5 protein-coding genes and 4 pseudogenes are annotated in these 12,482 nt (G+C 63.2%); 8 read left to right on the top strand and 1 reads right to left on the bottom strand.

What is annotated here, in order from left to right:
* Positions 1–127: 127 nt before the first annotated feature.
* Positions 128–1,556 (bottom strand): annotated as a pseudogene (gene arcD / locus G3436_RS16150) (arginine-ornithine antiporter).
* A gap of 440 nt (positions 1,557–1,996) precedes the next feature.
* Between arcD (G3436_RS16150) and arcD (G3436_RS16145) the strand changes: the two are divergent.
* The 8 genes and pseudogenes from arcD (G3436_RS16145) (at position 1,997) to gcvP (ending at position 12,413) form a co-directional block, all read left to right on the top strand.
* A pseudogene (gene arcD, locus G3436_RS16145) lies at positions 1,997–3,423 on the top strand (arginine-ornithine antiporter).
* Positions 3,424–3,455: 32 nt separating this feature from the next.
* Positions 3,456–4,711, top strand: a pseudogene (gene arcA / locus G3436_RS16140) (arginine deiminase).
* An 83-nt stretch (positions 4,712–4,794) separates the two neighbouring features.
* Positions 4,795–5,805, top strand: coding sequence for an ornithine carbamoyltransferase (locus G3436_RS16135; RefSeq protein ID WP_163946769.1), 1,011 nt, complete (start codon positions 4,795–4,797; stop codon positions 5,803–5,805).
* A gap of 51 nt (positions 5,806–5,856) precedes the next feature.
* Positions 5,857–6,787: pseudogene (arcC, locus tag G3436_RS16130) on the top strand (carbamate kinase).
* Positions 6,788–6,841: 54 nt separating this feature from the next.
* Entirely contained in the window at positions 6,842–7,201 is a 360-nt protein-coding gene (locus G3436_RS16125; RefSeq protein ID WP_163946766.1) for a DUF5064 family protein, read from the top strand.
* A 179-nt stretch (positions 7,202–7,380) separates the two neighbouring features.
* A complete protein-coding gene (locus G3436_RS16120; protein ID WP_163946763.1) occupies positions 7,381–8,889 on the top strand; it encodes a sigma-54-dependent transcriptional regulator in 1,509 nt (502 codons plus the stop codon).
* 275 nt (positions 8,890–9,164) lie between these two features.
* Positions 9,165–9,548, top strand: coding sequence for a glycine cleavage system protein GcvH (gcvH, locus tag G3436_RS16115; protein WP_163946760.1), 384 nt, complete (start codon positions 9,165–9,167; stop codon positions 9,546–9,548).
* Positions 9,549–9,557: 9 nt separating this feature from the next.
* Positions 9,558–12,413 carry an aminomethyl-transferring glycine dehydrogenase gene (gene gcvP / locus G3436_RS16110; protein ID WP_163946756.1) on the top strand — a complete coding sequence of 952 codons (2,856 nt, stop codon included), beginning with the start codon at positions 9,558–9,560 and terminating at the stop codon, positions 12,411–12,413.
* Positions 12,414–12,482 lie beyond the last annotated feature (69 nt).

The raw sequence follows: 12,482 nt of genomic DNA, 5'->3' as shown, positions 1-12,482 counted from the left end.
TCCCACAGGTACATCACTGTTTTCAAGAGCAGTGCAGACCCTCTGGAGGTACATCACTGTTTTCAAGAACAGTGCAGACCCTGTGGGAGCTGGCTTGCCAGCGAAGAGGCCGGTACAGCCCCCTCATCTAAAGGCTCAGCACCCCGCTGTACAGCCCATACGCCGCCAACCCCGCCCCCGCCAGCACCGCCGCGAAGATCAGCTTTTCCCAGCCGGTGAACAGCGGTAGCCCCTGCTCGCGCTTGGCGCGGTAGAACAGGATCACCCCGGGGGCATACAGCAAGGCCGACAGCAGCAGGTACTTCAGCCCCCCGGCATACAGCAGCCACACCGCGTACACCAGGGCCACCCCCGCCACCACCAGGTCCTTGCGCCGCGCCCCCCGGGTGCCCGGCATAGGTCTCGCCGCGCAGCGCCAGCAACACCGCATACGCCGCCGACCACAGGTACGGCACCAGGATCATCGACGAGGCCAGGTAGATCAGGCTGGTGTAGGTGCCCGCCGAAAACAGCGTGATCAGCAAGAACAGCTGGATCATGCAGTTGGTCATCCACAGCGCGTTGGCCGGCACATGGTTGGCGTTCTCACGGGTCAGAAAGCGCGGCATGGTCTTGTCCCGCGCCGTGGCAAACAGAATCTCGGCACACAGCAGCGCCCACGACAGCAGCGCCCCCAGCAATGAAACCGCCAGCCCGAGGCTGATCAGCAACGCCCCCCACGGCCCGACGATATGCTCCATCACCGACGCCAGCGACGGGTTCTGCAACCCGGCCAGTTGCGGCTGGGTCATCACCCCCAGCGACAGCACGTTGACCAGCACCAGCAGCGCCAGCACCCCAAGAAACCCGATGAGGGTGGCCTTGCCCACGTCCGAGCGTTTTTCGGCGCGCCCCGAATACACGCTGGCACCCTCGATACCGATGAACACGAACACCGTCACCAGCATCATGTTGCGCACCTGGTCGAGCACCCCGCCAAACGTGGGGTTGCTCACGCCCCAGATGTCACGCGTGAAGATATCGGCACGAAACGCCACCGCCGCCACCACGATGAACATCACCAGCGGCACGATCTTGGCCACCGTGGTGACCAGGTTGATGAAGGCCGCCTCCCGGATGCCGCGCAGCACCAGAAAATGCACCGCCCACAGCAGCAGCGACGCACAGGCGATGGCGATCGGCGTGTTGCCTTCGCCAAACACCGGAAAGTAGAAACCCAGGGTACTGAACAACAGCACGAAGTAGCCGACGTTGCCCAGCCACGCGCTGATCCAGTAGCCCCACGCCGAGGAAAAACCCATGTACTCGCCGAACCCGGCCTTGGCATACGCATACACCCCCGAATCCAGTTCCGGCTTGCGGTTGGCCAGGGTCTGGAACACGAACGCAAGGGCGAGCATGCCGATCGCGGTGATGCCCCAGCCGATCAGCACCGCCCCCGCATCGGCACGCGCGGCCATGTTCTGTGGCAGGGAAAAGATCCCGCCGCCAATCATGGAACCCACCACCAGCGCGATCAGTGCACCCAGGCGCAGTTTATGTCCTGATTCGGCCATCTAAATCCCCTTTTCAGCGCACACTTGTAACCTCACCGTTACACAGTAGGTTAAATATAAGCTCGCGCTCGACGTTTATAGTTAATTGCTTTCAAGCGACCGAATTTCATAACAAGCACGTCTATCCGCGACGAACTAAACAGTGAGTTTTGCGCAGCACTTCTACTTCATCAAGTAAATAAGAATTTTTCGCTTGAAAAATTTGCCAAACCCGTAAAAGCAGCTAGCTTGAATTCTCGCAACCTTGCAGAGCATAAGCTCTAGAAAGGGCTGGAGGCACCAGTACACAAGGCCCCTTCGATAGCATCAAGTTATCGCAAGGCAGCGCTTTGAGTCATTCACGCGACAATGGAATGTGCCATGAACTGATCTGAATCAGCTCTTGTCCTGTCTGCTGGATTTATTCTGGCGTCTCTCTTCTCCTGGAATGGAGTTATCCAATGTCAGATTCTCCCGGAAAACTACGACTGGGTGCGTTAGTCGCACTTGTAGTGGGTTCCATGATTGGCGGCGGGATCTTTTCCCTGCCGCAAAACATGGCCGCCAGCGCGATGTCGGTGCGGTACTGATCGGCTGGGGTATCACCGCCATCGGCATGCTGACCCTGGCGTTCGTGTTCCAGACCCTGGCCAACCGCAAACCGGACCTGGACGGCGGGGTGTATGCCTACGCCAAGGCCGGCTTCGGTGACTACATGGGCTTTTCCTCGGCGTGGGGCTATTGGATCAGTGCCTGGCTGGGCAACGTCGGCTACTTCGTGCTGCTGTTCAGCACCCTGGGCTACTTCTTCCCGATCTTTGGCGAGGGCAACACCCCGGCGGCGATCATCGGCGCCTCGGTGCTGCTGTGGGCCGTGCATTTCCTGGTGCTGCGCGGCATCAAGGAAGCCGCCTTCATCAACCTGGTCACCACCGTGGCCAAAGTCGTACCGCTGGCGCTGTTCATCCTGATCGCGCTGTTCGCCTTCAAGCTGGACATCTTCACCGCCGACATCTGGGGCAGCATGAACCCGGACCTGGGCAGCGTGATGAACCAGGTGCGCAACATGATGCTGGTCACCGTGTGGGTGTTCATCGGCATCGAAGGCGCAAGCATCTTCTCGGCACGCGCAGAAAAACGCTCCGACGTGGGCAAGGCCACGGTGATCGGCTTCATCACCGTGCTGCTGTTCCTGGTGCTGGTGAACGTGCTGTCGCTGGGCATCATGACCCAGCCGGAGCTGGCCAAGCTGCAGAACCCGTCGATGGCCGCGGTGCTGGAGCATGTGGTGGGCCACTGGGGCGCGGTGCTGATCAGCGTCGGCCTGATCATCTCGTTGCTGGGGGCATTGCTGTCGTGGGTGCTGCTGTGCGCGGAGATCATGTTCGCCGCGGCCAAGGACCACACCATGCCCGAGTTCCTGCGCCGCGAGAACGCCAACCACGTACCGGCCAACGCGCTGTGGCTGACCAACGCCATGGTGCAGATCTTCCTGGTGATCACGCTGTTCTCGGCCAGTACCTACCTGTCGCTGATCTACCTCGCCACCTCGATGATCCTGGTGCCCTACCTGTGGTCGGCGGCTTACGCGTTCCTGCTGGCACTGCGTAGCGAAACCTATGAGCAGGCCCTGGCCGAACGCAAGAAAGACCTGATCATCGGCGGCATCGCACTGATCTATGCGGTCTGGCTGCTGTATGCCGGCGGCGTCAAGTACCTGCTGCTCTCGGCCCTGCTGTATGCGCCTGGCGTGATCCTGTTCGCCAAGGCCAAGCGTGAAGTGGGCCAACCGATTTTTACCCACGTGGAGAAGCTGATCTTCGCCGCCGTGGTCCTTGGCGCCCTGGTGGCTGCCTATGGCCTGTACGACGGTTTCCTGACTCTGTAACCCCCGTATTCGCAACTTGGAGGAAATGAACCATGTCCACGGACAACGTTAAGTACGGCGTACATTCCGAAGCCGGCAAACTGCGCAAAGTGATGGTCTGCTCCCCTGGCCTGGCGCACCAGCGCCTGACCCCGAGCAACTGCGACGAGCTGCTGTTCGATGACGTCATCTGGGTCAACCAGGCCAAGCGCGACCACTTCGACTTCGTCACCAAGATGCGTGAGCGCGGCGTCGAAGTGCTGGAAATGCACAACCTGCTGACCGAGACCATCCAGAACCCCGAAGCCTTGAAGTGGATCCTGGACCGCAAGATCACCCCCGACACCGTCGGCGTGGGCCTGACCAACGAAGTGCGCAGCTGGCTCGAAGGCCTGGAGCCACGCAAGCTGGCCGAGTTCCTGATCGGCGGCGTGGCCGGTGAAGACCTGCCCGAAAGCGAAGGCGCCAGCGTGATCAAGATGTACCGCGATTACCTCGGCCACTCCAGCTTCCTGCTCGACCCGCTGCCCAACACCCAGTTCACCCGCGACACCACCTGCTGGATCTATGGCGGCGTGACGCTGAACCCGATGTACTGGCCGGCACGACGTCAGGAACCCTGCTGACCACCGCCATCTACAAGTTCCACCCCGAGTTCGCCAAGGCCGACTTCGAGATCTGGTACGGCGACCCCGACCAGGACCATGGCAAGGCCACCCTCGAAGGCGGTGACGTCATGCCGATCGGCAATGGCGTGGTATTGATCGGCATGGGCGAGCGCACCTCGCGCCAGGCCATCGGTCAACTGGCGCAGTCCCTGTTTGCCAAAGGCGCGGTCGAAAAAGTCGTGGTGGCGGGCCTGCCCAAATCCCGTGCGGCCATGCACCTGGACACCGTGTTCAGCTTCTGCGACCGCGACCTGGTCACGGTCTTCCCGGAAGTGGTCAAGGAAATCATCCCGTTCGTGATTCGCGCCGACAGCAGCAAGCCATACGGCCTGGATGTGCGCCGCGAGAACAAATCGTTCCTGGAGGTGGTTGCCGAATCGCTCAACCTCAAGCAACTGCGTGTGGTCGAGACCGGCGGCAACAGCTTCGCTGCCGAGCGCGAGCAGTGGGATGACGGCAACAACGTGGTGGCCCTGGAGCCGGGCGTGGTCATCGGCTACGACCGCAACACCTACACCAACACCTTGCTGCGCAAGGCCGGTGTCGAAGTGATCACCATCAGTGCCGGTGAACTGGGCCGCGGACGTGGCGGCGGCCACTGCATGACCTGCCCGATCGTGCGCGACCCTATCGACTACTAGACGACCAGCAACCCGGCCGCGCCCACAAGGCGCCGGCCGGGCCGATCAGCCCTTTACGTTCCAAAAAGAACTGGAGAACCATCATGGCGTTCAACATCCACAATCGCAGCCTGCTGAGCCTGGAACACCACACCCCGCGCGAGCTGCGCTACCTGCTGGACCTGTCCCGCGACCTGAAACGTGCCAAGTACACCGGCACCGAACAGCAGCACCTCAAAGGCAACAACATTGCGCTGATCTTCGAGAAAACCTCGACCCGTACCCGTTGCGCCTTTGAAGTGGCCGCCTATGACCAGGGCGCCAACGTCACCTACATCGACCCCAACTCGTCGCAGATCGGCCACAAGGAGAGCATGAAGGACACCGCCCGTGTGCTCGGGCGCATGTACGACGCCATCGAGTACCGTGGCTTCAAGCAGGAGATCGTCGAAGAACTGGCCAAGTTCGCCGGCGTGCCGGTGTTCAACGGATTGACCGACGAGTACCACCCGACCCAGATGATCGCCGACGTGCTGACCATGCGCGAGCATGCCGACAAGCCGATCCACGACATCAGCTACGCCTACCTGGGCGATGCGCGCAACAACATGGGCAACTCGCTGCTGCTGGTCGGTGCCAAGCTGGGCATGGACGTGCGCATCTGTGCACCCAAGGCGCTGTGGCCGCACGACGACCTGGTCGGTCGTTGCAAGCAATATGCAGAAGAAAGCGGCGCACGCATCACCCTCACCGAAGACCCGAAAGCCGCGGTCAAGGGCGTCGACTTCATCCACACCGACGTGTGGGTATCGATGGGTGAGCCGGTCGAAGCCTGGGGCGAACGCATCCAGCAACTGCTGCCGTACCAGGTCAACGCCGAGCTGATGAAAGCCACCGGCAACCCGCGTACCAAGTTCATGCACTGCCTGCCGGCGTTCCACAACTCCGACACCAAGGTCGGCAAGCAGATCGCCGAACAGTACCCGCACCTGGCCAACGGTATCGAAGTGACCGACGACGTGTTCGAGTCGCCCGCGTGCATCGCCTTCGAGCAGGCGGAAAACCGCATGCACACGATCAAGGCGATCCTGGTGTCGACCCTGGCCGACCTGTAATCCCGGCAGAGCCGGCGTTGCCGGCTCCTGCGCACTACAAAGGACATCATCATGCGTATCGTTGTTGCATTGGGCGGCAACGCCCTGCTGCGCCGCGGCGAGCCCCTGACGGCAGACAATCAGCGCGCCAATATCCGTGTGGCGGCCGAGCAGATCGCCAAGATCCACCCTGGCAACGAGCTGGTCATTGCCCACGGCAACGGCCCGCAAGTCGGTCTGCTGTCGCTGCAGGCGCAGTCCTACAAGCCCGAAGAAGCCTACCCGCTGGACGTGCTCGGTGCCGAAACCGAGGGCATGATCGGCTACATCATCGAACAGGAGCTGGGCAACCTGCTGGACTTCGAAGTGCCCTTCGCCACCCTGCTCACCCAGGTCGAGGTGGACGCCAACGACCCCGCCTTCAAAGACCCGAGCAAGTTCATCGGCCCGGTGTACAGCAAAGAAGAAGCCGAGCGCCTGGCCAAGGAAAAGGGCTGGGTGGTCAAGGCCGACGGCGACAAGTTCCGCCGCGTGGTGGCCAGCCCCAAACCCCAAGCGCATCTTTGAAATCCGCCCGATCAAATGGCTGCTGGAAAAGAGCAGTATCGTGATCTGTGCCGGTGGTGGCGGCATTCCGACCATGTACGATGCCGAGCGCAAACTACAAGGCATCGAAGCGGTAATCGACAAGGACCTGTGCTCGGCGCTGCTGGCCGAACAGCTGGACGCCGACCTGCTGGTGATTGCCACGGACGTGAACGCGGCCTACATCGACTTCAACCAGCCGAGCCAGAAAGCCATTGCCCAGGCGCACCCGGACGAACTCGAACGTCTTGGTTTTGCCGCGGGTTCCATGGGCCCGAAAGTGCAGGCGGCCTGCGATTTTGCCCGGCATACCGGCAAGGTCGCGGTGATCGGCTCACTGGCTGATATCGAAGACATTGTCAAAGGCACTGCGGGCACGCGCGTGAGCACGGCCAAGCCCGGAATCGACTACCGTTGATGCAGTTGGGCGGATCTGCAGGTCCGCCCGTTTCAACCTGCCAGAGGAGCCGCCATGGCCATATTCGAACCCGGTCACTTGCATATCGAGCGCCATGCGCTGAACAAGGCCGACCACAGCTATAACCTGTGCATCGATTACGAGGTGGTGCAGCACCCCAAGGAAGGCAAAGGTATGAGTTTCCGGATGCACGGCACCATCGAGGACAAGCCGCTAGACGAGACATTTTTCCTCGCCAAGGATCAGGCTTTCGACTTCGCACGCTCTGCTACGAACATTGCACACAAGTACGGTATGCCCAAGACCGCCAGCATCGGTTCGATGCACAAGTACTACGATGAAATGTTCGAAGATGTGCGCAAGCAGCTCGACGTGAAATCGGGCGACCCGATCAAGCCCGAACACCTGGGCTAGCAGGTCTGGCCCCTTCGCTGGCAAGCCAGCTCCCACGGGGTTTCATGTGCGCCGCAAAACCCTGTGGGAGCTGGCTTGCCCAGCGAAGGGGCCAGATCAGTCGACAGCAGACCTGCGATTCGACCGCGCAGCGCTCGCCAAGGCATACTTGCCACCCCGGCAAGCCAGAACCTCCCTCCATGCGTATTCACGTCAGCTTCATCGACCGCGTCGGCATCACCCAGGAAGTGCTGGCCCTGCTCGGCGCCCGCCACCTCAACCTGGACGCCGTGGAGATGGTGCCGCCCAACGTCTACATCGACGCCCCGACCCTGAGCCCCGGTGTACTCGAAGAGCTGCACGACGCGCTGTTCAACGTAAACGGCGTGCAAAGCGTGAAAGTCGTCGACATCCTGCCTGGCCAGCGCCGCCACCTGCAGCTCGACGCCCTGCTCGCCGCCATGAGCGACCCGGTGCTGGCTCTGGACAGCGCCGGCCACGTGCTGCTGGCCAACCCGGCGCTGATCGCGCTGTGCGGCCAGGACCCCGAAGGCCGCTCGGTGGGCGAACTGTTCGGCGACACGCAACTACTCGACGCGCTGATCGAGCAGGGCTTTCACCTGCCGCTGCGCGAGGTCACCCTCAACGGCCAGACGCTGCTGCTGGACGCCACCCCGATCACCAACGCCGGCGCCCTGCTGACCCTGTACCAGGCCAACCGCATCGGCGAACGCCTGTCGGCCCTGCACCACGACCACGCCGAAGGCTTCGACGCATTGCTTGGCGACTCGCCACCGATTCGCACCCTCAAGGCGCGTGCCTTGCGCGTCGCAGCGCTGGATGCGCCGCTGCTGATCCACGGCGAGACCGGTACCGGCAAAGAGCTGGTGGCCCGCGCCTGCCACGCCATCAGCAGCCGCCACAGTGCGCCTTTCCTGGCGTTGAACTGCGCGGCGCTGCCGGAAAACCTGGCCGAAAGCGAGCTGTTCGGCTATGCCCCGGGCGCCTTTACCGGTGCGCAGCGCGGCGGCAAGCCGGGCCTGATGGAACTGGCCAACCAGGGCACGGTGTTTCTCGATGAAATCGGCGAAATGTCGCCGTACCTGCAGGCCAAGCTGCTGCGTTTTCTCAATGACGGCAGTTTTCGCCGGGTAGGCGGCGACCGCGAGGTCAAGGTCAATGTGCGCATTCTCAGCGCCACCCACCGCGACCTGGAAAAGATGGTCGCCGAAGGCAGCTTTCGCGAAGACCTGTTCTACCGCCTCAACGTGCTCAACCTGGAAGTGCCGCCGCTGCGCGAGCGTGGCCAGGACATCCTGATGCTGGCCCGCGCCTTCATGCAGCACGCCTGCACGCAGATCCAGCGCCCGCTGTGCCGGCTGGCGCCGGGCACCTACCCGGCGCTGCTGGGCAATCGCTGGCCCGGCAATGTGCGACAGTTGCAGAACGTGATCTTTCGCGCTGCGGCCATCTGCGAGAGCAGCCTGGTGGACATCGGCGACCTCGACATCGCCGGCACGTCGGTGGCGCGTGAACACGATGGCGAAGTGGCCAGCCTGGAGCAGGCGGTAGAGGCGTTCGAACGCAGCCTGCTGGAAAAGCTCTATGTCAGCTACCCGTCCACGCGCCAACTGGCCAGCCGGCTGCAGACCTCGCACACCGCCATTGCCCATCGGTTGCGCAAATACGGCATCCCCGACAAGGGTTGAAAGCGACCTCTATCGTACTGAAAACGCTACAGCGTAGCGATTTCAATACAGCCCACATTCAGCGCGTAGGCCCAAGGTTTTGATCCCTGTGGGCTTTTTCCGCGCACCCGGGGTGTAGCGATTTCGCTACACCCAGATTTTAGGATCACTCCGGGTATTTTTTAACTATCTGATTTATATGGGTTTTTATTACATGGCCACGAAATTGCTAAGGAGATAGCAGATCCAGGCTGTGCCGCACGCGGCGAGCCGCCCCGCATCCCTGAGGAGTTCCCATGAGCGAGTTGCGTTTTACCGAAGATCACGAATGGCTGCGTGCCGAAGCCGACGGCAGCGTCACCGTCGGGATCACCGCCTTCGCCCAGAATGCACTGGGTGACGTGGTGTATGTGCAACTGCCGGAACTGCAAACCTACGACGCCGGCGCCGAAGCCTCCACCGTCGAGTCGGTAAAAGCGGCCAGCGGCGTGTACATGCCGCTGACCGGCGAAGTGGTCGCGGTCAACGCGCAACTCGAAGCCAACCCCGAGCTGGTCAACCAAGACCCGCTGGGCGAAGGCTGGTTCTTCCGCTTTATCCCGGCCGACGCCGGCGCCGTCGCGCAACTGCTCGACCAGGACGCCTACGACCGCCTGATCAAAGCCAACGCCGACGCCTGAGGAGACGCCATGACCATCAACCTCGGTACTGCCAACCAATTCATCGCCCGCCATATCGGCCCCCGCGAGGCGGACGAGCACGCGATGCTCGCCAGCCTCGGCTTCGACTCGCTGGAGGCCATGAGCGCCGCCGTGATCCCCGACAGCATCAAGGGCACCAGTGTGCTGGGCCTGGGCGACGGGCAGAGCGAAGCCGATGCGCTGGCCTCGCTCAAGGCCATCGCCGGCCACAACCAGCTGTTCAAGAGCTTCATCGGCCAGGGTTACTACAACACCCACACCCCGGCGCCGATCCTGCGCAACCTGCTGGAAAACCCGGCGTGGTACACCGCCTACACGCCGTACCAGCCAGAAATCTCCCAGGGCCGCCTGGAAGCCCTGCTGAACTTCCAGACCCTGATCAGCGACCTCAGCGGCCTGCCGATCGCCAACGCCTCCCTGCTCGACGAAGCCACCGCCGCCGCCGAAGCCATGACCTTCTGCAAGCGCCTGAGCAAGAACAAGGGCAGCCACGCCTTCTTCGCCTCGGTGCATTGCCACCCGCAGACCCTCGACGTGCTGCGCACGCGTGCCGAGCCGCTGGGGATCGAGGTGGTGGTGGGCGACGAGCGCGAACTGGGCGATGTCAGCGCGTTCTTCGGCGCGCTGCTGCAGTACCCGGCCAGCAATGGCGAGGTATTCGACTACCGCGCGCTGGTCGAGCGCCTGCACGCCGCCAATGCCCTGGTGGCCGTGGCCGCCGACCTGCTGGCACTGACTCTGCTGACCCCGCCGGGCGAGTTCGGTGCCGACGTGGCGATCGGCAGCGCACAGCGCTTCGGCGTTCCGTTGGGCTTCGGTGGCCCCCACGCGGCCTACTTCGCCACCCGTGACGCGTTCAAGCGCGACATGCCGGGGCGCCTGGTGGGCGTGTCGATCGACCGCTTCGGCAAGACCGCCCTGCGCCTGGCCATGCAGACCCGCGAGCAGCATATCCGCCGCGAGAAAGCCACCAGCAACATCTGCACCGCGCAGGTACTGCTGGCCAACATCGCCAGCATGTACGCCGTCTACCACGGCCCACAGGGCCTCAAGCAGATCGCCCAGCGCACCCACCAGCTGACCGCGATCCTGGCCAGCGGCCTCAAGGCGCTGGGCGTCAGTGTGCAGACCGCAGCCTTCTTCGACACCCTGACCCTGGCCACCGGCAGCGCCACCGCCGCCCTGCATGAGCAGGCCCGCGCGCGCCAGCTCAACCTGCGCCATATCGACACCGCGCACCTGGGCATGTCGCTGGACGAGACCAGCACCCCGGCCGATGTCGAGGCCCTGTGGCAGCTGTTCGCCAACGGCCAGGCCGTACCCGACTTCAGCGCCCTGGCCGCCAGCACACCTGCGCAGTTGCCGGCCGCCCTGCTGCGCCAGTCGGCCATCCTCGAACACCCGGTGTTCAACCGCTACCACAGCGAAACCGAATTGATGCGTTACCTGCGCAAGCTGGCCGACAAGGACCTGGCGCTGGACCGCACCATGATCCCGCTGGGCTCGTGCACCATGAAGCTCAACGCCGCCAGCGAGATGATCCCGGTGACCTGGGCCGAGTTCGGCAACCTGCACCCGTTCGCCCCCGCCGAGCAGAGCCAGGGCTATCAGCAACTCACCGACGAACTGGAGGCCATGCTGTGCGCCGCCACCGGCTATGACGCCGTGTCGTTGCAGCCGAACGCCGGCTCCCAGGGCGAATACGCCGGCCTGCTGGCCATTCGTGCCTACCACCAGAGCCGCGGCGACGCACGCCGCGACATCTGCCTGATCCCCTCGTCGGCCCACGGCACCAACCCGGCCACCGCCCACATGGCCGGCATGCGCGTGGTGGTCACCGCCTGCGACGCGCGTGGCAACGTCGACATCGAAGACCTGCGCGCCAAGGCCATCGAGCACCGCGAGCACCTCGCCGCGCTGATGATCACGTACCCGTCGACCCACGGCGTGTTCGAAGAGGCGATCGGCGAGATCTGCGCGATCATCCACGACAACGGCGGCCAGGTGTACATAGACGGCGCCAACATGAACGCGATGGTGGGCCTGTGTGCACCGGGCAAGTTCGGCGGCGACGTCTCGCACCTGAACCTGCACAAGACCTTCTGCATTCCGCATGGCGGTGGCGGCCCGGGTGTCGGCCCGATCGGGGTCAAGGCGCACCTGGCACCGTTCCTGCCCGGCCATGCGCAGCTCGAACAGAAACAGGGGGCGGTGTGTGCCGCGCCGTTCGGCAGCGCCAGCATTCTGCCGATCACCTGGATGTACATTCGCATGATGGGAGGCGCCGGCCTCAAGCGTGCTTCGCAGATGGCGATCCTGAACGCCAACTACATCGCCCGTCGCCTGGAAGAGCACTATCCTGTGTTGTACACCGGCAGCAATTGCCTGGTGGCGCACGAATGCATCCTGGACCTGCGCCCGATCAAGGACAGCAGCGGCATCAGCGTCGATGACGTGGCCAAGCGCCTGATCGACTTCGGCTTCCATGCCCCGACCATGTCGTTCCCGGTGGCCGGCACACTGATGATCGAACCGACCGAGAGCGAGGCCAAGGAGGAACTGGACCGCTTCTGCAACGCCATGATCTGCATTCGCGAAGAGATCCGCGCCGTCGAGAACGGTAGCCTGGACAAGGACGACAACCCGCTGAAGAACGCCCCGCACACTGCGGCCGAACTGGCTGGGGAATGGCCACACGGTTACAGCCGCCAGCAAGCGGTGTACCCGCTGGCATCGCTGGTGGAGGCCAAGTACTGGCCACCGGTGGGGCGCGTCGACAACGTGTTTGGCGATCGCAACCTGATCTGCGCCTGCCCGTCGATCGAGAGCTACCAGGACGCCTGAGTCCGGCTCTCGGGCCCCTTCGCTGGCAAGCCAGCGCCCACAGGCTCACCTTGATCCTTGTGGGAGCTG

The organism is Pseudomonas brassicae (assembly GCF_010671725.1).
Classification (GTDB): Bacteria; Pseudomonadota; Gammaproteobacteria; order Pseudomonadales; family Pseudomonadaceae; genus Aquipseudomonas; species Aquipseudomonas brassicae.
Note: the sequence above shows the minus strand (reverse complement) of the source record. Positions and strands in the feature narration are given on the sequence as shown.